At 65.6% G+C, this 24,252-nt stretch carries 24 protein-coding genes; 3 read left to right on the top strand and 21 right to left on the bottom strand.

What is annotated here, in order from left to right:
- From ACRSCF_RS10255 to ACRSCF_RS10175, 17 genes are all read right to left on the bottom strand, one after another.
- Complete coding sequence (locus ACRSCF_RS10255; protein ID WP_432675697.1) at positions 1–588, bottom strand: hypothetical protein; 588 nt, start codon at positions 586–588, stop codon at positions 1–3.
- A complete protein-coding gene (locus ACRSCF_RS10250; protein ID WP_432675695.1) occupies positions 560–808 on the bottom strand; it encodes a hypothetical protein in 249 nt (82 codons plus the stop codon). The genes ACRSCF_RS10255 and ACRSCF_RS10250 overlap by 29 nt, the downstream gene beginning before the upstream one ends.
- A complete protein-coding gene (locus ACRSCF_RS10245; protein WP_432675693.1) occupies positions 805–1,386 on the bottom strand; it encodes a glycoside hydrolase family protein in 582 nt (193 codons plus the stop codon). The genes ACRSCF_RS10250 and ACRSCF_RS10245 overlap by 4 nt, the downstream gene beginning before the upstream one ends.
- On the bottom strand, positions 1,383–1,694 hold the full coding sequence (locus ACRSCF_RS10240) for a holin (protein WP_016450008.1): 312 nt from the start codon (positions 1,692–1,694) through the stop codon (positions 1,383–1,385). Before ACRSCF_RS10240 ends, ACRSCF_RS10245 begins: the two co-directional genes overlap by 4 nt.
- A gap of 39 nt (positions 1,695–1,733) precedes the next feature.
- Positions 1,734–2,276, bottom strand: coding sequence for a hypothetical protein (locus ACRSCF_RS10235; protein ID WP_432675691.1), 543 nt, complete (start codon positions 2,274–2,276; stop codon positions 1,734–1,736).
- Positions 2,273–3,118, bottom strand: coding sequence for a hypothetical protein (locus tag ACRSCF_RS10230; RefSeq protein WP_432675689.1), 846 nt, complete (start codon positions 3,116–3,118; stop codon positions 2,273–2,275). The genes ACRSCF_RS10235 and ACRSCF_RS10230 overlap by 4 nt, the downstream gene beginning before the upstream one ends.
- A gap of 24 nt (positions 3,119–3,142) precedes the next feature.
- Positions 3,143–3,649, bottom strand: a complete 507-nt coding sequence (locus tag ACRSCF_RS10225; protein ID WP_034364594.1) for a hypothetical protein — start codon at positions 3,647–3,649, stop codon at positions 3,143–3,145.
- A 13-nt stretch (positions 3,650–3,662) separates the two neighbouring features.
- Complete coding sequence (locus ACRSCF_RS10220) at positions 3,663–4,031, bottom strand: hypothetical protein (RefSeq protein WP_052151653.1); 369 nt, start codon at positions 4,029–4,031, stop codon at positions 3,663–3,665.
- Between the two features lie 158 nt (positions 4,032–4,189).
- A complete protein-coding gene (locus ACRSCF_RS10215; RefSeq protein WP_034364596.1) occupies positions 4,190–4,627 on the bottom strand; it encodes a hypothetical protein in 438 nt (145 codons plus the stop codon).
- Between the two features lie 55 nt (positions 4,628–4,682).
- Positions 4,683–6,491 (bottom strand): hypothetical protein, encoded by a 1,809-nt coding sequence (locus tag ACRSCF_RS10210; protein WP_432675686.1) that lies wholly within the window; start codon positions 6,489–6,491, stop codon positions 4,683–4,685.
- A 1-nt stretch (position 6,492) separates the two neighbouring features.
- Positions 6,493–6,942: a hypothetical protein gene (locus ACRSCF_RS10205; RefSeq protein WP_289241731.1), complete on the bottom strand. Its 450-nt coding sequence runs from the start codon at positions 6,940–6,942 to the stop codon at positions 6,493–6,495.
- Positions 6,939–8,786 (bottom strand): hypothetical protein, encoded by a 1,848-nt coding sequence (locus tag ACRSCF_RS10200; protein ID WP_324623092.1) that lies wholly within the window; start codon positions 8,784–8,786, stop codon positions 6,939–6,941. Before ACRSCF_RS10200 ends, ACRSCF_RS10205 begins: the two co-directional genes overlap by 4 nt.
- Positions 8,783–9,949, bottom strand: coding sequence for a hypothetical protein (locus tag ACRSCF_RS10195; RefSeq protein ID WP_432675684.1), 1,167 nt, complete (start codon positions 9,947–9,949; stop codon positions 8,783–8,785). The genes ACRSCF_RS10200 and ACRSCF_RS10195 overlap by 4 nt, the downstream gene beginning before the upstream one ends.
- The gene (locus ACRSCF_RS10190; RefSeq protein WP_432675682.1) at positions 9,943–10,806 is read right to left on the bottom strand and encodes a hypothetical protein; all 864 of its coding nucleotides are present in this window, start codon (positions 10,804–10,806) and stop codon (positions 9,943–9,945) included. Before ACRSCF_RS10190 ends, ACRSCF_RS10195 begins: the two co-directional genes overlap by 7 nt.
- Complete coding sequence (locus ACRSCF_RS10185; RefSeq protein ID WP_432675680.1) at positions 10,803–11,837, bottom strand: hypothetical protein; 1,035 nt, start codon at positions 11,835–11,837, stop codon at positions 10,803–10,805. Before ACRSCF_RS10185 ends, ACRSCF_RS10190 begins: the two co-directional genes overlap by 4 nt.
- A 12-nt stretch (positions 11,838–11,849) precedes the next feature.
- On the bottom strand, positions 11,850–12,650 hold the full coding sequence (locus tag ACRSCF_RS10180) for a hypothetical protein (protein WP_432675679.1): 801 nt from the start codon (positions 12,648–12,650) through the stop codon (positions 11,850–11,852).
- Between the two features lie 76 nt (positions 12,651–12,726).
- Positions 12,727–20,382: a PLxRFG domain-containing protein gene (locus tag ACRSCF_RS10175; RefSeq protein WP_432675677.1), complete on the bottom strand. Its 7,656-nt coding sequence runs from the start codon at positions 20,380–20,382 to the stop codon at positions 12,727–12,729.
- Between the two features lie 146 nt (positions 20,383–20,528).
- Between ACRSCF_RS10175 and ACRSCF_RS10170 the strand changes: the two genes are divergently transcribed.
- Complete coding sequence (locus ACRSCF_RS10170; protein ID WP_289241277.1) at positions 20,529–20,660, top strand: hypothetical protein; 132 nt, start codon at positions 20,529–20,531, stop codon at positions 20,658–20,660.
- Positions 20,661–20,669: 9 nt separating this feature from the next.
- On the opposite strand, the gene ACRSCF_RS10165 is transcribed toward ACRSCF_RS10170, so the two are convergent.
- From ACRSCF_RS10165 to ACRSCF_RS10150, 4 genes are all read right to left on the bottom strand, one after another.
- Positions 20,670–20,864, bottom strand: a complete 195-nt coding sequence (locus ACRSCF_RS10165; RefSeq protein WP_289241278.1) for a hypothetical protein — start codon at positions 20,862–20,864, stop codon at positions 20,670–20,672.
- A 77-nt stretch (positions 20,865–20,941) separates the two neighbouring features.
- Positions 20,942–21,208 carry an H-NS family nucleoid-associated regulatory protein gene (locus ACRSCF_RS10160; protein ID WP_082254142.1) on the bottom strand — a complete coding sequence of 89 codons (267 nt, stop codon included), beginning with the start codon at positions 21,206–21,208 and terminating at the stop codon, positions 20,942–20,944.
- 164 nt (positions 21,209–21,372) lie between these two features.
- Entirely contained in the window at positions 21,373–21,930 is a 558-nt protein-coding gene (locus tag ACRSCF_RS10155; RefSeq protein ID WP_052151655.1) for a hypothetical protein, read from the bottom strand.
- Positions 21,927–22,688, bottom strand: a complete 762-nt coding sequence (locus ACRSCF_RS10150; RefSeq protein WP_158528248.1) for a hypothetical protein — start codon at positions 22,686–22,688, stop codon at positions 21,927–21,929. Before ACRSCF_RS10150 ends, ACRSCF_RS10155 begins: the two co-directional genes overlap by 4 nt.
- A 137-nt stretch (positions 22,689–22,825) precedes the next feature.
- Between ACRSCF_RS10150 and ACRSCF_RS10145 the strand changes: the two genes are divergently transcribed.
- Both ACRSCF_RS10145 and ACRSCF_RS10140 read left to right on the top strand, forming a co-directional pair.
- Positions 22,826–23,089 (top strand): hypothetical protein, encoded by a 264-nt coding sequence (locus ACRSCF_RS10145; RefSeq protein ID WP_324623085.1) that lies wholly within the window; start codon positions 22,826–22,828, stop codon positions 23,087–23,089.
- 38 nt (positions 23,090–23,127) lie between these two features.
- Positions 23,128–24,252 (top strand): hypothetical protein, encoded by a 1,125-nt coding sequence (locus tag ACRSCF_RS10140; protein ID WP_158528249.1) that lies wholly within the window; start codon positions 23,128–23,130, stop codon positions 24,250–24,252.

The raw sequence follows: 24,252 nt of genomic DNA, 5'->3' as shown, positions 1-24,252 counted from the left end.
TCAGTGGTTGGGGGTGGTGCCTGCGGCCGGCAGGCTCGGGGATGGGATCACGGGCCAGGCGGCGCCGAGGGTTTGGACATCAGCTGCGTGCCCTGCAGCCTTTGCTGCCATGTCCCCATACGCTGCGCGGCAGTCTTCAAATACGACTCCGAGGGCAGTGGCGTACTCAATGACGGCAGCAGGGGGAGCGCTGGCAAGTCGGCGGGCGGCATCTGCGGATTGCTCGCGCAGGCCGTCAGAGACAGTGCGCAGCTGGTCAAGATCACGGCGCAGCAGCGCCTCGCGGTCACGGGCGGCATTGAGGGCTCCTTGGTATTTGGTGTTCATGGCCTGCTCGGCCTGGCGCACGCGGGCGTCGGCCGCGCGCTGCGCGGTACTGGTGGCCAGCTGCTGGGTGGTGGTTTCCAGCCGGGCCTCGGCCAGCTCGGCGCCCAGGCGCGCGCCCTGGAACTGCCATGCCAGCACGGCGGCCACAGCGGCGGCGGCCACATGGGTGTAGAGAGCGGGGATCACCGCCCACCCCTCCACCAGTACCACCACATTGCCCAGAGGATCGGGTTCATGGCTGGGCCTCGCAGTCGTAGCCATTGCGACGCTGGGCCGCGCATGCGGATGCCTCGGCGCGCTCGCGGGCATCGGGCACGCCGCAGCGCTCCAGTACCTGCCCGGCGCTGACATACCAAGCCGGCGCCATCTCGGCTTCAGCGGCAGCAATTTCGATCACGCGGCAGGCCTGGTGCGCGGTGCCAGCCGGGACCACGGTGCAGCCGGCCAGTGCAAAGCCTGCGGCAATCAGGAGAGATTTCATTGGGCCTCCATGCACGCGGCGTGCCGCGCCTGTTGACGGGTCCAGACGCCGCGGCAGACGCGGTTGCCTGGGGTACTGCAGTCGTAACGCCAGCGCTTCGGGCGGCCTGCCGCGTCCCACTGGTATGGTTCCCAGCCCGGCCCCTCGCGCTTGGGGCTGGTCATGAAGCGATAGTCCAGCAGCGCCTGGCAGGCCGGCGCGAACTGCCCGGCCAGCAGCCGCGTGCGCATCCGACTGGTGCGCCAGGCGCCTATGCCGTACTGGTAGGTGAAGTCCAGGTAGAGGTCGTATTCCGCCTGGTACAGGGCCACGCCCGGCAGGCTGGCCCGGAACATGGCCTCGTCCTTGGATGTGTGGCTGCGCACCAGCTGCAGCGCTCGCTCGCGGGTGATCGGTGGATCCGACAACTGCACGGGCGTGCCGTCCTCGTAGACCGTGGAGCCGTGGCCGATGGTCGGGCGGTCGCCTTGTGTCGGGATGTGCGGGTCAGACCGGAAGCCCTCCACGCCCAGCGTGGCCAGCAGGCCGGCGGCCGAGATGGTGAGCGCCGCGACGGCGGTGCGCGGGGCCTTGCTCACAACACCCCCATGTCGGTTGGAGAGTGCTCAGGCTCGTCGTGCACTGGCCGGAGCGGAATGCCGGTCTTGCGCATCAGCTCCATGCGAAGCGCATGCTCGGCTGCTTCCTCTTGCCGGCTGGCCGTGGCACGCCGGCTGGCCTCCCGCCTGTAGTACCAGTTCACCAAGGTGCCCAGAAGCGCAATACAAATGCCCAGCAAGCCTATGGCCTGGGAAGAGGCGAGCCAGCCGAGAAAGCCGACGACAGCCCCGCCGCCGGTGGTGCGACTGCCTGCCGTTGCGAGCGTGTCGAGGGTTTCAGTTTTCATGGCCCCGATGATTCCGGGGCCGGGCCGCGCTGGCGAACCCTACACGGGGGCCGCAGGCCAGCCGGCCGCGACATCGATCTGCGACAGCGCCAGGGCGTCGTCGGCCGCCGCATCGATCTGGTCCTCGATGCGCTGGCGCGTGCCCGTCAGCAGGCCGTGCACCTGCCGGTATGCGTCATCCTTCTCGCGGATGCGCTCGGCCAGCACCAGGCGATCCAGACCGCGCGCGGCTGCCGCTGCGTCGATCCAGGGCGTTGCGGCTGCGGGGTCAGCCTCCAACTCCCTCGCCTCCTCCGTCTGCACGGGCCAACTCTCGCGCTCGCTCAGGGGGTAGCCTGCGGCGATCACCTGGATGTGCTTGCGGTACTCTGCGGCCAGGGCCAAACGCAGGCCCGCCGCGATCTCGGCTGCCGGCCGCAGTTCGGCAGGTAGCGGCACGCCGCCGGCCGCGAGCCAGGCGCGGTATTCGACTGCATCGGGATTCGGTGGCAGGCCCGGATCGTCCGCAAGCGGTATCGTCGCGCGTGCGCCGTCCTGCCAGCGATACACGAACCCCTCTCCGGTGAGCTGGTATGTCGTCATGCGTACCACCCTGGCGTAGTTGCGGAGCCAGCTGTGCTGCCGGGCAAATAGCTGGAACCTGCTCCGTTCACAAAAATGCCGGACCCTGTATCCGTGAAATAGCGCTGCCCCGTAGCACTTCCGGTGAATGTAGAGGCATGGAATTGAGCCAACGAATTACGAGCTGCGCGTGCATAGCCACCAGATCCAAAGGATGGCGATCCAGTCAGAGTGACATTGCAGAGCAGTCCCAGGAATGTTGCTTGATCAACGCATTCGACGTGCCAACCCGAATCAACCGCGCCAGATATCGTGTATGTAGCCGCCCGCGCATTGAGAATACTTCCACTCGCAATATACATATGCGTGCGACCTGCCGCCGCAAAATTTATCTGATCGATAGTTAAATAATTTTTTCCACCTTCCAAAAGAATTGGATATCCGGCAGTTCCTGTAGTTTGCAGCGTTAGATACGTCGCTTTGTATTTGCTATAGCGGGTTTCTACACCCCGGAAACACGAACCGTTGTTGACAGAAATAATTGTGCTGGTTTGGTCTGCATTTAGCCCTCGTACATGAATCGTTCCGCCACCAACATGCTCGCGGAGAACGACCCCCGCAGCGTAAGTTCCGGGCCCCACCAAGATGGTGATGTCGAAATTGTTGTTGTCGAAAGCAGCCGCGACATCGACCGCCTTCTGGATCGTGAGGAATGCACTGCCCGCACTATTGGCCAGTCCTGTGTTGCTGTCGCTGCCATCTGTGCGCACGTAGTATGTGCGCGCGGCGGTGAGCAGCTCGCGCACGCCGGGCAGCTTGTCGCCCGCGGGCAGCTCGCGGATGCTGCCGCTGACGTTGACCAAGGGACGCCGAGAAGCCATGGTGAATCAGGCCAGAACTACGGGCACGCCGCCCTCGAAGTTCACGGCGGTGGTGCTCACGGCCACGCCCAGGCGCTGCACCACGTTGCCCGATGCGCTGGGCGCCGTGGCGCCGCCCGTGCCCGCAGTGGTCTGCAGGAATACAGGCCCAGGGGTCTGGGCGGTGACCTGGGTGTTCGTGCCCTCGAAGTACACCGTAGCGTTGGCACCGCTGGTGACGGCGGCCAGCACGAAGCCGTGGGCCTCCTTGCCGGACGTGGTGGCGTCGGCCTTGCGGACCTTGGCGCCCGTGCTGTTCCACACGTTAACCCAATCGCCGGCCGCGAGTGCCTCGCTGGCGGCGATGACGGCAGTGTCCGCGCCGATGCCCACGGGCATCATGCTGTTGTCGATACGGCCCGAATCATCCAGGGCCACGATGTCGCCGGCATTGGCCGCGCCAGCCGATGTCTGGATGCCCAGCACCTCGGTGACCAAGTTGTTGACGAGACGTAGAAATTTCTTGCCAGCCATGGTGGACTCCTATTCAAGCAAGGGTGATTGGTGGGTTGATGTCGATGAGGACGCGGGTGGAAGACAGCGCCTGGCCGATGACCTGAGCGAATAGCGCGCCAGCGGGCGGGGCCTGGGCCAGTTGCCCCGAAAGCCCGACCAGCACCGGGCCGGGCGCCCAGGTCCAGCCGGCGTGCTCAAGGACGTAGCCGGTCTGCACCACGGCGTCGTCGCCAGGGCTGTATGCATCGGCCACCACGCCCAACACGGCGCCGCGGTGCGCAGGATTGGTAGCGTCGGCTGCGACCAGTTCGCCAGCGCTGTCGCAGGCCACCACGCTGTGGCCACTGATGGGCAGCAGGCCGACCTTGACAGTGGTGGCGCCGCCGGGCGGCCCAGGCACTCCACGCAGACCGCGCGGACCAGGAATTCCACGGGTCACAACAACGGCCCGGGGAGCCGGCTGCCGCACCACCACCGTCTCTCCGCCCCTGCGCATCACCACAATCGAGGTCTCACGCTCGACGATGGTTGGGCCTGGACGGCTGGAAACGATGGTGGTCACCTGGTGCCCTCCGGATACAACCCGAAGCGCAATTCGTACTGGCGCTCCACGTCGCCATTCGGTCGCGTGACTTCGACCTGGCCCACGCACGAGGTCCATCCTGGCGGCATGTCGCCGTAGACAAAGGCGCCCGTCTGCTCGGCCGTCATCAGCAGGCGCAACCAGGCGCCATCCAGCTCTATACCGCCGTTGGCCGTGCTCAGCTCCAGCAGGATCTCCGGGTCATCGACCTCGCGGCGCAGCTGGACGCGCGCCGTGCAGCCGGTGTAGTCCTCGCGGGTGATGTCGGCGTCGGGCACGGCAGCGCCTGTGCACGCATCCATCAGACGACCACATTCCTCGCGCACCACATAGGGCACGGTCACGCGCTCCAGCTCCTCGCGGAAGGTGGCGCCCTGATAGATCGAAAAGCTGAGGCATGCCGGTGTCGTCATGCTCCGCAGTGTCCCGGCCAGGGCGCCAAGAAGCGAACCCTAGCCGGGGGCGGCATCAGATCTGACCGCTGTAGTTCCAGCTGACACGGCCGTCGATGCCCGCCGTGGTGGACACCATCGACCAAGCGCTGGCCACGCGCTGCGCCGCAGTGGTGTATGCGACCTTGGCCGCGTCCAGCTGCGCGTCCTTGGCATGCATCGCTGCATCGTTGTTGGCCTTCGCAACCTGGAAGGTCAGGTTTGTGCCCGCCTCGTACTGCTTGAGATCTGCTTCCCAACGCCGCATGTACGCGCCGGCCTGGGCCTCCGCGGCCGATGCGCCCAGGCGGTAGCCGTCCACAACGATCGAGGACTGGCGCGCGGCGGCCTCCATGCGGCTGCTGGCCGCAGACAAGCGGGCTTTCCAGCCATCCCACTCCAGTGTCTTCGCGGCAATCTGCGCCTGATACCGAGCCAGCTCGACGCGCGCCTTTTCCGCCTGGGCACCGACCTTCGATGCATACGCTTGGGTAAGCGAGCGGAAGGCCTCCACCTTGGTGCCCTCAGCGCCGACCTGTGCCTTGTACATGTCGGCGCGGGCGGTCTCGGCGTTGACCGTGGCCACGAAGGCCCGGACCTGCTCGCCGCCGGCCTGGATACGGGCCTTCTCCAGTTCGACGAGGGTCTGGGCCGCGCCCACGCGGGCCTTGTAGATCTCAACCACCGCCATGCTCCCGTCGATCTCGGCGCGGTAGCGATCCACCAGGGACTTGTTGATGTCGGCCTTGGTCTGCTCGGCCGCCAGCATGGCCTTGTAGACCTCGACCTTGTTGAGCTCGGCCCGAATCACCGTGTCATAGGCGGCAGCATAGGCCTGGTAGCCGGCCAGCAACGCCTTGTAGTGCTCAACCGCCGCGTTGAAGGCGGCCAGGGCATTGTCGGCAGTGATCTTGGCGGTCTCGAAGGCCAGCATCTCCAGCTTGTAGGCGTCGTCCAGCAGCGTGGTCTCCAACTGCAGGGCCTGGGCGATGGCGTCCTTGACGTTCTGCTGCTCCATCTCGGCCTGCTTGATGGCCACATCCCGCGACAGGCCTGACAGCTTGTCGTGGAACTCGCGGCGCGCGTCCGCCAGCTGGCCCGCCAGCGCGCCACTGGGCAGCGGGAAGCCCAGAGCTTCGGCGCCGCGCAACACCTCCTGCTCGCGCGCCAGCGCCAGGGCCGTTTCGCGGTCGCGCGCACGATCCCAGATCTGCTGCTCGACCGCCGGAGCGATTCCGGAGCCGCCCTGGATGCGCGCATTCAGGGAGGCCTTCAGGTTGTCCAGCAGCTGCGAGGCGTATTTCGCCCCGGGCGTGTGCTGGAATGGCGCGGGCCGCAACACGGACAGCGTCGGGATGTCGTCCAGCTTCTCCAGCCAGTCCTCGTGCAGGTTCACGCCGCCGAAGGTGTGCGTCTGCAGTTGCAGGAACTGGGGGGCGTCCGGCAGCAAGACATCTGGGGCATCTGGCACAGCGACGTCGCGGACCTCGGGCAGCGCCGGGGCCTGCCCGATGTTCAGCGTCGGGGCCTGGCCGAAATTCAGCTCCGGCGGCGTGACCTCGAAGCTGTCGATCTGCACGTCGTCCATCTGGAGCATCAGGCTCCCCGGCATACCCTCCGGCTCATCAAAGGTGACGTTGGGCAGCTGTGGCAAGTCGGGGATGGGAGGAAGATTGGGCGCTGCCAGCGTCTGCCAGCGCACGTCGATCTGGCCGGGCTTGTAGAAGTTGTTCGCCAACGCCGTGGCGCATGCCGCAGCCTCTCGGTTCGCGGCCTCGGCCAGCGCGACGGATCGGGCGTATTTGTCCTCGACGATCTCGGCGGGTCCGTTCAGATCCAGTGCCATTTCATGCTCCTACGCGGCGGGTTTTGGACGAGACCGTCACGACTTCAATGCGGTCCAATGTGAAGGTTTGGCCGGCCGGCGTGCTCAGGCCGAAGCCCAGGTAGTTCTGGCGGATGCCGCGGCCTGGCTGGCACCGCGTCTGGCCGGAGGCCACGAGGGGGAAGCTGTAGGCCCAGCGCTCCGCGTTCGGCCCAAGCACCGCGAACTGCGCGCAGCCGCGCCCCCGCATGGACAGATAGACCATCTCCAGGTGCTTTTTCAGCGTGTTCTCGCGGATGGTTGCTGGCAGCCGCAGCTCGGCGACGATGGGCAGGCCGTCGTCGGTATCACCGCTGGCCAAGGCATATAGGCCCGTGGCGCTGCCGCCATGGGTCGGTGTCAACGCATGGAAATCGTGGCGCGTGTACTCGGACACGGCGCCGCTCAGGGTGTTGCAGACGAGGGTGTTCATACGGAAATCAGGCTTTCGTCGGTGCGCACGCGCGCCGTGTGGTCCATCGGCATCTTCATGATGGTGTGCAGTTCCCGAGCGCCGGTGTCGTCGGCAACAAAGATCCAGCTGCGAAGCACCGTCTGGCGGTCCTCTGCCGTGTACTGCATGAGATTGGCGCAGACAGCGCCGGTCCAGGGGTCTACCGCGGCCGACACTGCGAAATAGTGGGGATCAGCATCTGAAATATCGATGCTGGCGACGATCTGGCCCCGGCACTGCACGAGCACCTCCCCACGATTTGTGTAGACCGTGCCCTCCAGCCTGGATGGCACCGCGAGTGGATACCAATTGCCGTCAGATGTCTGAGCGGATTCATACACCGCCGAATAGTCGCCGCGTTGAATCTTCTGAGCCTGGATCACCAACTCTGTAGTGGGATCGAAAAACAGCACCTGCAGCATCTGCCACGACTCTGCCCAGTCTCGGATGAATCCGGAGGCTGCGTATGTGAGGGTCACGCCATCTGCGACGGTTCGCGTGACAAGCAATTCGCTACTGCTTTGCCCCGCCACGCTGGGGAATGTGATGTCGTGACCATTGATGCGGATGAGCCCCCCCGGATCCGAGTAGTCGCCCGTCAGGAACAGGCCCTCATTCTCAAGCGTGATCGCCCCCCGGATCGGGTCTACACCAATGACTTCGCCCGAAAATGACTCCCGGTATGTCCAGTGCTCCAGCCTCCCGCCCCCACCCAGCAGAACCTCGAAATCCCGCCCCTTGCCGTCATAGCCATAGGTGGCATTGCCAAAGGAGATAGGGCCCATGCGGGTGCCCGTGATGTTGGGCTCCAGCTCAGTGCCGGTGTTGGTGGATTCCTCCCATCCTTCGATGCGAGAGCCGCGCTCTGAAGTGGTGACAATTGAAAGACTGGCATCGCCAACGGCCAGATCAACGAGCAGGAAATTGCCCAATACCGTGGTGAACACAGCGCGCAATCGTTGGCCGTCTGCGCTGGAGGACAGCGAGTCCCATTTGACGGTGTGGCCTCCGGGAATGGGCAACGTGGCGACCAACTCCCCAACTGCGCCGCCTGGCGGGCGGTACTGCTGGCCCCACAACTCGATGCGCTGCGGCCCCCCTGCAAACTTGGCCACGGCCTGCATGATCCAAAGGGAGCCATTGGAGTGCTTGCGGAAAAATGGCAGTGGCTCGGCGTCGGATCGAAACTCAGCCACGGGGCGGCGCACGCTGTAGACACTGAATCCAGGCCCGTAGGTGCCATAGCGATAGGCGCGCATATTGGTGCCGCCCAAGGCATCGAAGCTCGGAGGGGGCGGCAACTGGAAGAAGGTGGATACCCCATCCACTCCTGTGAGGTAGAGGTCAGGCAGGCGTGTCTGGAACACGGCCTTGCCACCGTTGTATCCGTTGACCTTGCGAACACGCCAGCGCCCGGTACAGATGCGAGTGCCAGGAACTACTTCCGGCGTGAGGATGAAGGGCTGCGGGCTCGTCCCGTTGGAGTGCGTGAGCTCCGGCACAAGATCGCCTAGCAAGTCCACCATGGTGATGCCGATCCCGCTCTCGCGCTCGTTCGCCGCATCCTCCGGCCAGATCTCCATGGTGGTCGAGTTGCCGATGCGCACGATGCGATAGGCCGTGCCGTCGGGCAGCCGACCGGCCTCCACTGGATTGGGCACGACCGACAGCCGCGCCATCATGCAGAAGCGGTAAAAGGCCGCCTGAGCCATGCCAAGCTGGTTGGCCGAGGCCGGCGAGCCGTGCACGCGCAGCGCCGGCGGGGCCACCGCGCCGATGGCCTGGCCGTCGGGCCGGTAGGTGTAAGGGTCCCAGATCGTCATTGAGGCACCGCCAGGTACTGCGGGATCTCGTTCACCACGCGGAACGTGGCAGCGACTTCGACCACCGGCGTCTTGAAGCGGTTGGCCGTGAGGCTGGCTGTCTGGCCGCCCGCAAAGCCGGCCACGATCTCGCCGCCTGCGATGCATACCATGGCAGGGCCCGAGCCGGTGCCATCGCCCAGTTTCAGATGGCGGCCTGGCGCCGGCACGGCAGAGCCAGGTACCACAGGGCCAGTCTTGCGCTCCAGATAGGCCAGTTGGTCGAAGGTGGTCCCAGCCAGGAAGACCAGATCCTCGGCCGTGCCCACATAGATGCCATCGTCCACGGGGACGATGCCGGTGATCGGCGCAGGCATGGGCCGGAAGTCTCGCCAGTCGGCAAGGTGCGGCGCCATGGGCCGGCTGGCCCACAGCACATTGCCCTGGGCGACGAGCACGCGCCCACGCCACGCAGCAGTGATGGTGCCCACAGGGAACGGCTGAGCACCCAGCGTGCGGCAGGGCAGAACCAGGGTCGAATTGGGGCCGCTGACTTCAAAGCTGCTGCCCGTGGCAACGCCGGCCAGATAGGCACCCTCCCCGTCCTGGCCGGAGAGGTAGACGTTCAAGGCGTAGCCCTCGCGCACCGGCAAACCGTCCAGGCGCAGGCCACCGTCGGCGATCTCAATGGGTGCAGAGCTGATGGCCGGGCCTTCGAGCCGGTCAGCCAGGCGCACATGGCTGAGGTGGTAGCGGTACTGGCCCGGGTGCAACTGCCCGAAGGCCGCGTCTGGCGCGCCCAGGCCCGCCGGCGTGGGCACGCTGCGCTCCTGGTTGACCAAGCCATCGGTCACACCTTGGATCAGGCCATTTGTCCAAGTCGTGCGGCCGTCGGGAAGGTTGCAGTACCAGACCCGCTCAGGCCCAAGGGATGGGTGGATGACGTGGCGCGTGCCGTCGGGATGGATCGCTGTCAGTTGCGCGCCTACCGTGGCGAGCATGAAGCCGCGGCCCTGGTGCAGGTTCTTGTGGCAGAGGTCGGATACCTGGGTGATGCCGGCGCGGCGTGTGACCTCGCCCGTGAGCCCGATGTCCACGTTCTCGGCCGCCAGCAGCGCATCACCGCCCAGGCGGTGCTCAGGCAGCACGTTGTTGATGCCGCTGAATTTCTCGTAGGTCAGCATGTGTTCTCCCTGGCCACGGCCGGCATGCCCAGCTGCAGCGGGAAACTGGCGCGTGCGCGGACGGTTGTGGAAGGCAGGCCGGGCGTGCCCAACTCCAGGACATAGGCGCTGGCGGCCAGCAGCTGCGCGGTGGGCAGCGCGATGCTGGCCGTGCCCGCGCGCACCAGATCAATGCCCTCGACTTGCAGCGCCACAGCCACCGTCGGCACGCCAAGCTCCAGAGGCCGGGCGGCGCTGGCCTGCAGGCGAATGCCCGCGGCGGGCATGCCGAGTTCCAGCGCCTGCGCACCCTGGGCCTGCAGCCGGATACCTGCGCCCGACGCGCCCAGCACCAGGGGCTGCGCGCTGACGGCTTGCACCGTCACTGCGCCGGGCCGAGCCTCCGGCGTGCCCATCTCCAGCGGGCGGCCGCTGCGGGCCTGCACAACCTGGTCGGGTGCGACCTGCTCCAGCGTGATGACTGCGAAGTCCGTGCGAACGAGGTCCAGCCCTTCGATGCCCAGGGATGCATCCAAGCCATTGCGCACGCGCAGCGCGCCCAACTCAAGCGGCTGCGCGCCTTGCGCCTCAAGCACCATCTCCGCCATAGCTCGTCCCCCTGTGACGAGATCAATGCCCGGCGGCTGCAGGGCCGTGTTGTAGCGCGCCGTGGCCTGCCCGGAGCTCACCAGATCCAGGCCTGGCGGGCGCAGGGGTAGCACGATGCGCGGCGTGCCCAGCTCCATCGGCTGCGCGCCGGCTGCCAACAGCGCAGGCACGGCGACGGCTTGGCCAAAGGTCACCAAGTCAATGCCGACCGTGGCCTCGCCAGCCTCCTCGCCGTTGATGGCGGCGCCGTTGATGAGCGGATAGCTCATGAGATCTCAACGTAGAACCCGCGCCAGTAGAACCGGCCCGAGAACCGGCCACCAGCAGCAGGCGTGTCGACTCGGAAGGTCAGGGAATCCGACAACTGCCCGCCGACAGCGATGGGGATGCGGTGGGACTCGCCGCCGGCCGTGATCTGCGACAGCGAGACCGCATTGGCAAAGCGCGTTGGCCGCGCATCGGAGAACCCGAGGTCCGAGCCGATGGAGACCGTTGGCGGCGTGCTGGCCGTCACCACACTGGCGATGAACCCGACCTCCTCGACCACGATGCGCACGCCCTCCAGCCGCACCAGCAGGTCCACCGGCATCTGCACTGGCACCCAGTAGCCCAACGACGGATAGGTGGGGTCCAGCGGCACATGCGTGCCCATGCCCTGGAAGTCCGGCACCGCATCCGCATACACGGCGTTCGCTTGGTTGGTGCAGGCCCAGTACTGGCAGCCATCGGGTGTGCCCGGCACCACCACGTCCCCGTGGGCGAAGTTGCCCGCAGCCCAAGCCGGCGGCGTGCCCAGGTCCACGAACATTGAGCCGCCCACGATGGGCAGGCCGTTGCCCGCGCGGTGCCAGTCGGACGTGGGGTTCGCCAGCAATTGCGGCCACGCGCTCTTGAGAGCGGGATAGCCGAGCGCCGCGAACCGGTCAGCGCCGCTCAGGACCTGGCCGAAGAAGCCCGACTCTTGCATCTGCATGAAGGACTCCAGCATGCCCGCCGTGAGCCGCACGCTGACCTTGGCACCAGCAGGCCAAGCCATGGGGCCGCCGGCATCCCATGGCAACTCGATCCCGCGATCTACCACAAGATTCACGCCGTCGATCTGGCGGATCCGCACCACCTCCCACTGTCCGGGCATGGTGGCGTCCGTGATGGTCGCGCGCAGGGAGCGCGTCCCGCTGGGGTTGGCAAAGCCGTCCAGGCCCGCGCCCGTGGTCACGATCGTGCCGTACCCCGGATCACCGCTGTCGTTGGTCAGGGCCGAGACCGTGCTGGTCTCGGCGTTGTTGGAAAACAGGTCCATGGCCCTGCCTCCTTACGCCGGCACCAGCGAGAAGATGCGCGCGGTTCCACCAGACCACCCCAGCACCAGGCCGCCACCATTGGTTGCAAGCGGCAGGCCCAACACATCCGTCACGCGCGCGATCAGCGGCGACGTGGCCGGCGTGCCCGTGTCCTTGTAGAGCACCACGCTGCCGATGGTGGAGCCGGTGGGTAGCGCACCGAAGTTGACGGAGAAAGCGTCGAACACACCGCCCGCGACGGACTTGCCGGCAAGCGCCTGGGCCGCGCCGATCACGGCACCCACGTCCGGTAAGAACTCGTGGGCAGCGTCGTAGACGTAGGAGCTGGGCAACAGCGCCACCTTGATGTCGTCTGCAGAGAAGTTGATGGAGCCCGCCCACATCTTCTCCGCGCCCTTCGGGTAGATCGGCAGGTTGATGCGCGCGATCTTCTTGACGCCGTTGTCCCAGGGAATGGTCACGGCGCCGCCGTTGGTGGACATGGGCAGGCCTGTCACGGTGTCCAGGAAGAACAGCACCGGCGACGTGGAAGTGTTGCCCGTGTCCTTGAAGATCACGACCGAGCCGATGGTCGAACCTGGCGCCAGGGCACCGAAGTCCAGGTCGTCCGCGTCCAGCACGCCGCCGGTGATCGTCTTGTTGAGCAGGGGCTGGGCCGTGCCGATGATCGAGCCGAGCTGGCTCACGAACTCATGCGACACACTGAAGGCGTAGCCGCTGGGCAGCAGCGCGGCCTTCAAGGTGTCGGTGGAGGCATTGACGGAGCCGGAGAGAAGCTTCTCCATGCCCTTCGGATAGCTGGTGTTCGACATTGGAAGCTCCTGCGAAGTGAATTCCCGCAGTCTTCCAATGCCGCCCTTTCAAGGCCAACCCTGCAAGGGGCAAGTCCTACCGCGCCTCCGCTGCCATCTCCCGCATCTGCTGACGCAGCGCCTTGGGCGAGTTGTCCGCGATACGGTCAATGCGGTCCTTGCCCATCTCCCGCACCTTCTTCCAGATGTCCGGCATCTTCACGACGATGGGCTGCTCCGGATTGTTCTTGTTCCAATCGGCCAGCCGTTCGCGCACGCGCGCCAGAGCACCCTCATCCTTGCGGAACAGCGCATCCGCCCACTGCGCCTTGATCTCGCTGCTGGTCTGGCTGTAGAAGCTCTTGGACCGCTGCATGAAGCTGTTGGCCTCCTGGATCTCGGCCACGCTTTTGGGCTGGAACCCGATGGCCTTGGCCACCGCCTCGGCCAGCGTCGTGTCGATCACCTTGTAGCCCTTGGTGTCCTTGTACATGCCGCTGGCGGCCATGTCCGCGCCCTTGAACGCATTGCGCACCGCCGTGGGAGACACCTCCAGCGCTACTCGGCCCGCTGCGGACGGATCCAGATTCATCACCCCACCCACCAGTTCGCGTCCTGCCGCGAAGCCGCGGGACACCAGATCGCCCGCCGGCCCCACAACCTCCAGCAGATCCCGCTCGCGGCTCTGCTTGGTCAGCAGCAGGCCGGTGCCTGGCAGCAGGTTGCCCATGCCCAGGCGCCCCGAAACATCGATGGGCGCACCTGGCAGGCCAGAGACACCTTGCTCCAGGAACTCGGCCAGCTCCTTGCCCACGATGCCCGCCAGCGCCTCCTTGCGCCACTGCTTGGAACTGAGGTTGTAGCCCATCATCTGGCCCACGCCGTCGATCAGGTCCTCGGCGTCCTCCATGAAGGGCACACCGCCGGCGCCGCCCATCAGCAGCAGCATGGCCAGGGCCCAGCCCACCGCGCGCTTGCCCTCGGGCCCGCCCTGCTGCCACATGCGCTGCATCAGCTCCAGGTAGCTGACGGAATAGGTCTTGAAGACGAACAGCGTGCCGCCCACGGCGCCGCGTGCCCAAACAGGCTTCGCCGCCTTGGAGTAGACAAACTGGGTCTCCAGCACAGCCTTGCGCGCGAAGGCGCCTGGATCCGCCATGCCCTGGGCCTTGGCGATACGGAAGGCCGCGATGAAGGTGGAGCGCCGATTGAACTGCTCGGCCAGGGCGAAGGGCTGGCCCCAGGCCACCTTGGCCCGCTCCCAAGCATTGCCCGCCGCGGCGCGCGCATCGCCAGCCCGCGTACCGTCACCCGAGCGCAGGCCGCCCGCGCCGCGCGCCTGGGCCATGAGCTGGTGCACTTCCTGCGGCGAGACCACGCCATCGTCCTCGGCAGTCTGCAGGGCGTGCGCCAAGTCCGACTCATAGCTGAAGCCCTTGTCCATCCAGGAGCGACGCATATCGTTCAGTGCCCGCGCCATCTGGCCGCTGGCCGCACGCATACCTCCGAACTGGCTGAGCCAGGGCAGCGTCACCGCAAAGGGCTGGGTCATGTTGACCACGGCCGAGGCAAGCGAGCCGCCCAGGTACTGCGCGAACAGCATGCCGCGCACGGCTTGGCCCTCTTCCTGGGGATCGCGGATGTAGCTGCGCAGGCCCATGGCCAGGTCCTTCAGCTCGCCCTGCTCCTTCGGGATGTCGTTGATCGCGCGATCCATGGTGCCCGCGTTCAGGCCCGCCGCGCCCTGGCGCGCATTGCTGTAAATAAAGTTGGCCACAACGCGGCCCACGTCATGGCTGTAGCCCTCAATGCCCTTGCGCTGGATCAGACGCTTCAAGGCGCTGTGGTTGTTCTTGGTCAGCTTCAGGTATTCATCGAACACCTTGCGAGTGGCCGCGTCGGCCTCCTTGCCCACCACCATGTCCTTGAAGATCTCCAGCGTCTCGGGCGTGATGCCCGCGAACAGCTTGAAGGATTGCTGGCTCATGGTGCCCTGTGTGATCACCGCGCCGGGGAAGGCCTGGGCCATCTGGATCTTGGCCAGGTTGGAATCCTTCTTGGATTCGTACATCCCGAAATACTGCCGGTTGCCCTCCTGGTCCACCACGTCTAGCGTGTACCGGCCGAAGCGCGACAGCGGCGCATACCCACCGTCCTGCAGGTCCTTGGCCGTGGCCGCCCGATCCACCACCATGTTGTTCAGCTGCAGCAGCCGTTCGGCCATGTCCGGCTTGGCCTTGGCATCCTCCTGCAGCGTGGTGGTCAGCAGCTCCAGGGCATCGGACAGCTTGGGCGCGTCCAGCACCATGTCGCGCAGGCCGGCGTACTCGTCGCCCAGCGCTCGCATCATGTCCGCGCGGGCCGTCATGTCGATGGAGCGGTCAATGGCCGCGCGGGCTTCGCGGTACAGGGCAATCTGGTTGGGCGTGGCGCCGAACATCGTCTGCAGCTCGGCATCCGTCCAGACCGCGCCGGCCTTGAGCATCTTGCTCTCGAAGCGAGAATTCACCAGCGCTTCGTACTGGGCCAGCGGCAGCCCGCGCCAGGCGCGCAGCATGCGGTCGTCCAGCCGGCCGGCGCGCAGCAGCAGTTGGGCTTTGTCGTCGGCGGGGAGGTTGCCGTACTTCTTGGTCAGCTCGTCCACCAGCACGGCCTTGCCGTCCACGTCCCGACCCCACAGCAGCGTGCCCTCGAAGAGAGGCTTCGCCACAGCCTTGTTGTCGGCCGCCGAGACAGGGGTTTTACGATTCTTGCCCACCAGGTCGCCGATGGTGTCCACGCGCGGCAGCAGGCGCGGCGCCCGGTCGGCCGCATCGTTGGCAAGCATGGACACGTCATCGATGTTGCGCTGGGCGGTCTCGTAGACGGGCTTGAAGGCTGGCGCACGCTCGGCCAGGTGGCGCATGGTGCCGATGGTCTTGTCCCAGACAGACACCTTGCCCGGGTGGGACATCGTTTTCTGGAGCTGGTCCAGGGCACTGTCCTTGATCTCCGAAAGCCGCGAGCGGCTGAACATGAGGTCTTCTCCGGAATCCGGGCCCGCGGCCTCCCTCGTGTTGATCTGAAGCAGCCCCCGCAGTACACTGGCAACGTCTCCTGAAGTGACCTTGCCGGATCGCTCCTCGGGTGCTTCGGCACCGGCCCCGGAATCCCTGGCCTTCAGGAGATTTTCTTTTGTGATGACGCTGTGCAGGTACATCCGGCGGCTGTTCACGTCCTGGCGCACCAGCACTGTGACGATGTCATCTACCCCCTTGATCTGCACAGGCGCGCTGACGAAGTAGCTCTGCACATCATTGGCGCGGCCCTCTGCGACCACAACACCCTGCTCAAGAATCCGAGGCACTGCGGCAAATGCAGCAGCTTTGAACGGGTTCATGCCATGCGCCATGCTGTCGCGCACCGCACGCTCGTCCAGCACAACTGCGCCCAGCTCGGGATTGACGGCCTGGCCGCCCGCATCCTTGAAAACCTTGGTTGCCCAGGCCCGCAGCAGCGGATATCCCTGCGGCGCCTCATCGCCACGCAGCACGGCCACAGGCTCGCCCTGGAGAACACGGGCCTTGTCCACCAGCGACATCTCGGCCGCGCCACGGCTGAATGACGGCTCGATGCGGTCCGCGACTGCACGCTGCCCACGCTCCACGAACCCGCGGGCCGGCAAGATGTACGCCTGGATGATGTCGGCATCCGACAGCTTCAGGCGCCCGAACCCGGGCACGTTGGCCCGCAGCCAGTTGCGGATGGCCGCCACGGCGCGCTGCACGAAATGCAGCTGCGGCGTCTTCTCGGCCATCTCGGCCAGCACCTCCTCGGCCGCGTGGCGCCGGCTCAGATCCGTGACGCCGCGCAGGCCATATTCCTTGATCTTGGCCGCCACCTCGGCATGGCGCATGGTGGCCACCTGGTTGAGGATCTTGTTCAGCTCCGGCCCGAACATGCCGCGCAGGCCATGATGGCCCAGCACCTCGTGGTGCAGCACGCGGGCGGCGTCGGCCGGCGTGTTCAGCTTGCTGGCCAGCAGGTAGGCCTTGCCGCGCCAGTAGAAGCCCTCGGGCGCTCCGGAGGCCCCGCCACTGCGCTGGCGCAAATCCGCGCGCCGCGCCGCATCCGGCACGGCCGGGTCGTTCATGTCGAACGCCACCACCACCTCGGGGCCGTTGCTCCAGCCCTTGCGGATCGCATCCACCGTCTCGCGCACCTGGCCCACGGCCTGGGCGCGCGCAGCATCGGAAAACGCGGTCGGCTCGGGCCGCATGATGCGCAGCAGGTTGGCCATCTGGTCATCGGTCAGGCCCTGGCCCTCGGCCTCGGCGCGCCGGAATGGCAGTTCCTCAGTGCGCTCCACCGGCCCGGCCTTCAATTCGCGTGCGCTGGGAGGCGTGGCATGGGTGCGTTCGCGCACGCCCGGCACATCTTCCCAACCTGAGCCCTGCTTCTCCACCTGGCGCACCGTCACGCTCCACACGCCATCGGCATTGGCCGGCGTGTACGAGACCACGCGGACATGGCTATCCCCGTACCCCTTCACGATGTTGCCCGGGGTGAAGTAGTCGGCGCGCGCCGCTTCCTCAGCGGCAGCCTTCTTGGCCAGGACGCCGCGAGGCTTTGGCTTGGCTGCTGCAGCAGAGGCTGGAGCCGCACCCTGGGCCGCACCCTCGCTGGTCGTGGAGCTGGGGAACTCGCGCGCGGCGTCCAGCAGTTCGCGGATGGGCGCATCCAGCCGGATCACCTTCACGTCCTCGCCGGCTTCGCGCGCAGCCAGCCACTGGTGGTGGCCGTCGAGCACATGCCCATCGCGCGAGACGAGGATAGAGCGGTTTCCGCCCTCGAAGCCCCTGGCCCGCGCCACGCGCTCGCGGCTGAATTCCGCCTGCGTGGGCTTGAGACGGGAGGCCTGCACGCTCTCCTCCTGGTGAGCAATGCCGCGGGCATTCATGAAGTTGACCATGGCGCCGCGGTGCTCGGCTCGGATCTGCGGCATCTCCGCGCGCGGCACTCCTATGGAGCCCGAGTCGCGGGAGAACTCGGCCCAGCCGTCGCCCAGGTCGCGGCCTTCCACGGAACGTGCTGGCGTGCGGGCTGCAGGTGCTGCAGCAGCATCGGGCATGGCGGCGGCCAGCTTGTCGCGCACCTTGGGCGCCAGGTCCGCCCATGCCCGCGTGTGGGCGCCGGCCCGCGCCGGGGCGTTCAGGCCCTTCGCGGCCTTCGCCACAGCCTGGCGCTCAGCCGCCGGCATGCTGGTCCAGCGCTCGCTGGCGGCCAGCAGTTGGGCGCGCCGCGCGTCGTTCCCTTCCTTGGCGATGGCCACGGCCTGCTGCTCGCCCGCCGTGGGCGCTGGCGCAGCAGCAGGCGCTACAGCGGCAGTCTGTTCGCTGGCGCCACTTCGGCCAGGTAGAGCAGGTTGCACGCCGGCAGCAGGCTGTCCGGCACTTCCACCTCGCGGCCCAGCAGGCTGCGCATCTGGCGCGCGTCCTGCCTGCTGACTGCCCCCAGCCTCCGGAGCAGCCGCAGGGCCTGCTGGGAGTTCATCTGCCACCCGTACTGCAGGTGCGGTTGAATCATTGGTTGCTCCTTGCGGTTGCATGGCGTCAGCAAGACGGAGCTGCAGCTCCGCATTCAGGTTCTCCCAGCGCGCGCCGTGGAGACTGCCTTTGAGGGCAGCGTTTACACCGCCCACACGCTTGGCCAGGGCCTTGCGCTCTGCGGTGGGCATGCTGGCCCAGGCCGCGCGCCCGGCGTCGATTCGCTGGGCTGGGGTTTGGACTGGCGCTTGAGCCTGCGGGCCTGGCGCTGCAGCTGCTTGCGCGCCATCGTGCTGAGACGAGGTGGTGCCATTGGTCAGCTCCTGCGCAGGGCCAGGACCTGCAGCCGGCGCTCCCTGCGCTCCTGCTGCCGGCGAAGATTCCGCGCGCGGCGGCTGGGCTTGATCGGCTTGTGTGCCATCGATGCTTCCTTGCTGGGGGGTGGATGTGGTGGCGGGCGTGAGCGCGGCGCCGCGGCCCTGTTTCTCGCGCTCGGCACGGCGACGTTGCAGCTCCAGGGCCAACGGCGTGCGCACCTCTTTGGCCTGCGCAGAACGGAATGCGTTCGACAGGTCTTCATCGGTCCAGGTGGCCAGGGCCCCGCCCTGAATCTCGCCTGTGGCAGGGTCTGCAGTGACCTGGCGCTCGGAGGCCTTCTTCTTGGCTGGCGCGCGTGCGGCTTCCTCTGCGGCCTGGGCCAGAGCGGTGGCCTGCTGGGCCTGGGCGGACGCGCCGGAATCCACTGCCAGGGCAGCAGCTGCGGACAGCGAGCCAGCAGCAGGATCCAAGCCCATTTCCTCGGAAGGACGCTGCGCGCCAATGGCGGCATCAATGCGCGTGGTATCCAGTTGCGGGGCGGGCGTGATGTCCTGCTCGCGCAGCCGGGCCTCGTCGATGACCGGCTCTTGCTGAGCGGCCAGCTGCCGCACGAATTCATCGCGCACCGTCGACAGGCCAGACGGCACTTCTCCATCGGCATGGTTCTCGCTGACCTGCTGGAACAGATCTGGGCTGAAAGCCTGGTGCAGCGAGTCCGCCGCGGCTTTCCGGTCCTCGGGAGGCAGGGTCTCGTCCTGAGCTCGCGCCAGCGCTTCTCGGTACTGCTGCTGGTTTTCCGGCCGCACCATCTGGTCGATGGCCGGGCCGTAGGTTGCAACGTCTGGCAGACCCGCAGGCTCGGCGCCAGCGTCCGGGGGCTGGGCAGCAGCATCGCCCGGCTGGCCTGCAGGCACGCGCGGCTCGCGCGCCGCCCGATACCCCGCCGCGCCGCCGCCCATGGCCGCGCCAGACAGCGTGCCCAGCACCACAGCCGTATCCACGTCCTGGGACCAGTCCTTGCCCAAGGCCAGATTCTGGAAGATCTGCTCCGCCACAGACTGCGGCAACTCCTCGAGGAAACCTTCGGAAATCGCCCCCTGGATCACCTGAGTCGGAATGCTCTTGACCGCGCGCTGCTGCACCAGTGGGTTTGCGGCCGCCGTGGCCGCGTCATCGGCAAACTGCTTGGCAATTCCCTTGTTGCCCTGGGCCAGCATGGTCTCGGCATCACCAATGCCCAGCCGCTGCGCTACGCGCCCGCCGGCATACCCCAGCCCTGCCGTGGCCGCGCCCGTGGCAGCCGCTGCAGCTGTCTGGCCAGGAGAGAGCAGGCCGTCATCCGTCTCCTGCCGGATCTGCTCTGCCGCCGAGCCCGCGCCCACGATTCCCTCACCCAGCGCACCAGCTGCTGCAGCACCCTTTGCACCAGCCTGGCCCAGCCGCGTGGCCGCGCCCAGTGCGCGCGCCGCCACGCCGCCCGCGCCCATGGCCGGCAGCGATTCAACGACCGCGCCGACGATGTTGGACGGATTTTCAACGGCGGCCTTGAACTTGCCGCCCAGACCCTCGGCTTCCTGGAATTTGCGTTGGGCTTCCTTGGTGGCGTCAGAGTGCCATTCGTTGATGGCCTCGCGCGCCTGCTTGGGCCGGAAGCCCACAGCGCCACCCTCGTTCTCCAGGAGCTTGCCCGCGCGCCCGCCTGTGGCGATGTCGGCCAGGCCGACAACAGCTTCTGGCACCGCCACGGCGCCCTTGGCTGCCCAGGCTGCCGCGTCCCGGACGTAGTCGGTGGCGCTGCGACCTGGCGGCTCCTTGCCATAGTCAGGGTCCGCGAACGGATTCTTGGTTTGAGACTTGGCGCTCGGCGCATCGGCGCCGTAGTCGGGATCGGTGAACGGGTTCTGTGCCATCCCCCAACTCTCTCCGCGAGGAGGAGCGGGGTCGAACCCTAGCCGGGGGTCAACTCAGACGGATGTAAGGCTGCTCAGGAATGATCCACGGCAGCGGCCCCATACTGGTGCACCGGATCACCCAATGACCGTGCACTGGAGGAACGATGGAAAGCAGAGACGGGGAGCGGGACGAAGACGACGACAGCAGTCCGGCCTTGACCGTGGGCTTGGCCGCCCTGGCGCTCGTGCTGCTGGCTGTGGTGTTGGGCGTGCTGACGCTGCTGGTGCGCGGGTAACCTGGAGACTCAGCGCTTGGCCTCATCCTCCAGCGTGTGTGCGTAGAACATGAGGTGCTCCAGCGCTACAGCGTGCGGGTCACGACCTCCCAATTTTGATTCCCTGGAAGAGTCGTCCGGAAGGAAGACCAGAAGCACGTCGCCACAGGCCTCGTAGTCTGCGCTGAACTCGACGCCGTTGTGGGTGAAGATGCATTCATGCATGCGGGGCATTGTCTCAGGCGCGAGCTCAAGGCACCAGCGCCCAGAAACGACGACGCCAGCCAGAGGCCGGCTCCAGTTCAGACCTCGAAGGGCTTTCGATCTCGGCCCTCGATCCAGCGCGGAGGTCGGCCGCGACCCGTCCAAGTCTCGCCGGTCTTGGGATTCCGGTAACGCGCGTTTATTGGCGTGTTCAGTGCAAAGAGATCGCAGACCTTGAGATGGTGTTGCTTCACCAGATCCCGTGCTGCATCAATCGCATCGAGCCGCATGGCTCCATAGTGCTCTGCGATCTTGGCGTCCAATGCAGCTTTCTCCTGCATCAGGGACTTGTACTTGCGTGACATGTGTTCGGCGCTCCGGCCAGAAATATGCACCGTTCCGGTTCTGGGCTGCAGAGGGAAACTCCCTCCTCCCCGAGCCGGGCTCTTCCTGCGGAGGGGGCAAACGACGTGCCGAATTTGAAGCTGCCCAGAAACGGCGAAGCCCGCACGGGGCGGGCTTTGCAGGTCTACTTGACTGGCGCCTTGGCGTTTGCAGCCTCTTCTTTTGAGAAATCAAGACGGCCCTGTTGGGCGCCAGGGGGAAGCTCCAACTCTTCCATCTTCAAGCAATGCATGCCCACGCGCAGCGCTGCCGTCCTCACGTCCTTGTCTTGACTGATGACCAAGCCAGCTCCTTGCGCCTTGCCAATCGCAACTATCTGCCGGTCAACCTTGATCTTCTGCCATGCCGCATCGGAGCCATCCTTCTTATCTTTGCGGCCTAGTGATGCTCCATCAAGAATGGAGCACTCATAGGCGGCCGCGCGATCGAAGTTTGCCATTTGAACGAAGGTCTTCCTCTCAAAAGCATTGAGAGACTCCAGGCCCGCCGAATCTGCACCCACTAAATACTCAGCAAGAGCGGGCATTGGCACGACCAAAGAACACTGTTGCTTTTCTATGGTGGCAATGAAGTGCTTCAGTCTCAGTTGAACATCTTCAGACGACTTCCGTGAGACTAGGGCGACCAGGAAATTAGCATCAACCAAGATCCGCTTCGCGTACACAACGACGCTCTGCTTCATTCGTCACCTCTCAGTTGCAGGAGAAGCTGATCAGGATCTTCTACGGACTGCCATCCGTTGTCAGGGGTAGCAGCGAACTGTGCCAGCACTTCGCTGATCGGCGTGCTGTCGAGCACTTCGAAGCTCACGAGGGTGCACTTGCTGGCCTCAGGTAGCCACCCAAAGTCGGTCCTCTTCCAGGTGCCTGACGCCTGAACGCGGATTACTCCGCGACGGAAATGCTCTAGGAGATCACGCGCCAACGCCTCACTCTTGACCAAAATTCTGATGTCTCGGTTCAGGTAGTCACGCAGATGAAGATGCATCGTGTCATCGGCGCCAACGATGCCCGTGACCATACCGTCAACCGTGGCGGTCTGGTAGATGGCGGGGGTCTTTGCGTCTTGCACGGTCTTGCCTTGGAACAGATAGACAACATTGTTGTTCCGATCCAATACCTGTGCCTGTCGGATGTCATCCTGATCAATCATCTGCTGCAGACGCGACATGGCCCGCCCGGGGCGGCTGGAAGGCTCCGTCTTCGCCACCACCATCCGAGCATGCGCGTGGTGTTCTCGGGCATATGGGACCTTGGCCTTGAGGCCCGTGCTGGCCTTCTTGATACCAGCGAAGGTGGGCAGGTTCTCGGCGCCGAGCAGATCTGCGAACGCAGCGATGTATTCGCCAACACGCTCCATGGGTAGCTGGTCAGGATTCCTACCCATGATGCGCAACATGTAGGCATATCGCTCTTTTGCTGGCTCGTCTTTATTTGCCATCTCATTCCATCCTCTTTCGATTACTGTATCAGGATGTGACTCAAGGTAGCTGAATAGTAGAGAAGACACAACACCTGCAAATGGCTGCACATGCAGGCTCTGATAAAGTGCCCGCGACAGGAGGGTGTATGTTTTTAATGCACAAGGTCGCATGCTCGGCCGTACTTGCAATTGCGGCTCCCGCTTTCGCCGCGGACTACGCCACCTGCCTGTTGGACAAGCTCCCTGGGGTGAAGAACGCGCCGGCCCAGGCTGCTGCACTGAACCTGTGCGGCCAGCAGCACCCCGACAAGTTCTTCGAGATCCGCCGCGGCTCCGGCCGTGGGCTGCTGGGGCCGAAGTCTCCGGAGCAATGCACACTGGACAAGGCGCGCGACACAGCCTGGCAGCCGGGTTGCTGATGGCATCCTGATACATTTGCTTTCATGGAGGGTTCACTATGGAGGCCATCTCAAAGATATGGCGCGGCGAGGAAGGTCTCGCCAAGACATTTTGGCTATACAACGTACTCATTGGGACACTGTCTGGCGCAGCCCTGTTCATGGCATCACCCGGGAGCCTGCTCGCCAAAGCAGGTGCTGCCATTTTCGTGGCCTATACGGTTTTGGTTTGCGTGGGAATTTGGCGGGCCGCCAACCAATACTCAGGCCCACGAGCGTGGGCCTTGCTGGCCAAGTCCGCTGTTGCGGCCCTTCCGACATGCCTTGTGATCGGCACGCTTGCGGCCGTGCTCATTCCAGCGGCATCGCGGTTGACCAACCATCCATCAACCATGGACAGGCCTTTGTCATCTGCAACGCCCTACTCAGAGAGGGTGAAAAGGCTCCGTAGTGCTGCGGAAGCAGGAGCGCTGAAGGTCATCGATGTGCGTGCAGCAACACCTGACGACCTTCTGCTCGACCACTGGTCTTCCTCCGAGGTTTCCGGAATCGAGGCCGATCAAACGTGGTGGGTCTCTGACGGAACGGTGTGGATTCACGTTGATAACCGCCACAGCTCCGCAATAGACGTCATCCACTTTTCCTACGCCCCTGGCTACTGCGAGAGCATGCCCGCATCGGCGCGTGCGGGGTACAGCCTGCCACTGCTGCAAAAGATAGCTCCGCACGCACAGGCGCTTGTGCGATTTGCTGCAACGGATGTTGTCCGCAATGGGCCAGGGTGCTTAGTGATCACCGGCGTTCAAGGCCGGGCCACCCAACAATCATCAAAAAACCCTTTCGCTGATCCCAACTATGGGGCTCCAGCATTGGCACAGCAAGGCACAACCACATCAGCCCCCTCCAACTCGCGCACCCAAGCAGATACAGCTATGGAGGTTCACTTGAGCCGCATCTACGCGGCCCATCCAGACGCTGACGCCGTCGTTGACTCTCCCGCCTTTCAAGCGTGGCTTCAACGTAGCTATGAGCGTGTAGCAGCCCTCCGATCAGGCACGACTCAAGAGGTGATAGATCTGTTTCACGCTTACAAGTCTCACGATCGGACCGAGGAAAGATACCAAGCGGAGCGCGAACGACAGCTGAGGGACGCTGCTGCCGAAGCGCTTTCACGTAGCCAGTAA

This window comes from Delftia sp. 11MD, assembly GCF_050907895.1.
GTDB lineage: Bacteria > Pseudomonadota > Gammaproteobacteria > Burkholderiales > Burkholderiaceae_C > Comamonas > Comamonas tsuruhatensis.
Note: the sequence above shows the minus strand (reverse complement) of the source record. Positions and strands in the feature narration are given on the sequence as shown.

Bases quoted from the DNA above. Each gene is read 5' to 3' on its own strand.
- ACRSCF_RS10255 (WP_432675697.1), bottom strand. From the start codon at position 588: ATGGCTACGACTGCGAGGCCCAGCCATGAACCCGATCCTCTGGGCAAT.
- ACRSCF_RS10250 (WP_432675695.1), bottom strand. From the start codon at position 808: ATGAAATCTCTCCTGATTGCCGCAGGCTTTGCACTGGCCGGCTGCACC.
- ACRSCF_RS10240 (WP_016450008.1), bottom strand. From the start codon at position 1,694: ATGAAAACTGAAACCCTCGACACGCTCGCAACGGCAGGCAGTCGCACC.
- ACRSCF_RS10235 (WP_432675691.1), bottom strand. From the start codon at position 2,276: ATGACGACATACCAGCTCACCGGAGAGGGGTTCGTGTATCGCTGGCAG.
- ACRSCF_RS10225 (WP_034364594.1), bottom strand. From the start codon at position 3,649: ATGGCTGGCAAGAAATTTCTACGTCTCGTCAACAACTTGGTCACCGAG.
- ACRSCF_RS10215 (WP_034364596.1), bottom strand. From the start codon at position 4,627: ATGACGACACCGGCATGCCTCAGCTTTTCGATCTATCAGGGCGCCACC.
- ACRSCF_RS10210 (WP_432675686.1), bottom strand. From the start codon at position 6,491: ATGGCACTGGATCTGAACGGACCCGCCGAGATCGTCGAGGACAAATAC.
- ACRSCF_RS10205 (WP_289241731.1), bottom strand. From the start codon at position 6,942: ATGAACACCCTCGTCTGCAACACCCTGAGCGGCGCCGTGTCCGAGTAC.
- ACRSCF_RS10200 (WP_324623092.1), bottom strand. From the start codon at position 8,786: ATGACGATCTGGGACCCTTACACCTACCGGCCCGACGGCCAGGCCATC.
- ACRSCF_RS10195 (WP_432675684.1), bottom strand. From the start codon at position 9,949: ATGCTGACCTACGAGAAATTCAGCGGCATCAACAACGTGCTGCCTGAG.
- ACRSCF_RS10190 (WP_432675682.1), bottom strand. From the start codon at position 10,806: ATGAGCTATCCGCTCATCAACGGCGCCGCCATCAACGGCGAGGAGGCT.
- ACRSCF_RS10185 (WP_432675680.1), bottom strand. From the start codon at position 11,837: ATGGACCTGTTTTCCAACAACGCCGAGACCAGCACGGTCTCGGCCCTG.
- ACRSCF_RS10180 (WP_432675679.1), bottom strand. From the start codon at position 12,650: ATGTCGAACACCAGCTATCCGAAGGGCATGGAGAAGCTTCTCTCCGGC.
- ACRSCF_RS10175 (WP_432675677.1), bottom strand. From the start codon at position 20,382: ATGGCACAGAACCCGTTCACCGATCCCGACTACGGCGCCGATGCGCCG.
- ACRSCF_RS10170 (WP_289241277.1), top strand. From the start codon at position 20,529: ATGGAAAGCAGAGACGGGGAGCGGGACGAAGACGACGACAGCAGTCCG.
- ACRSCF_RS10165 (WP_289241278.1), bottom strand. From the start codon at position 20,864: ATGCATGAATGCATCTTCACCCACAACGGCGTCGAGTTCAGCGCAGAC.
- ACRSCF_RS10160 (WP_082254142.1), bottom strand. From the start codon at position 21,208: ATGTCACGCAAGTACAAGTCCCTGATGCAGGAGAAAGCTGCATTGGAC.
- ACRSCF_RS10155 (WP_052151655.1), bottom strand. From the start codon at position 21,930: ATGAAGCAGAGCGTCGTTGTGTACGCGAAGCGGATCTTGGTTGATGCT.
- ACRSCF_RS10150 (WP_158528248.1), bottom strand. From the start codon at position 22,688: ATGGCAAATAAAGACGAGCCAGCAAAAGAGCGATATGCCTACATGTTG.
- ACRSCF_RS10145 (WP_324623085.1), top strand. From the start codon at position 22,826: ATGCACAAGGTCGCATGCTCGGCCGTACTTGCAATTGCGGCTCCCGCT.
- ACRSCF_RS10140 (WP_158528249.1), top strand. From the start codon at position 23,128: ATGGAGGCCATCTCAAAGATATGGCGCGGCGAGGAAGGTCTCGCCAAG.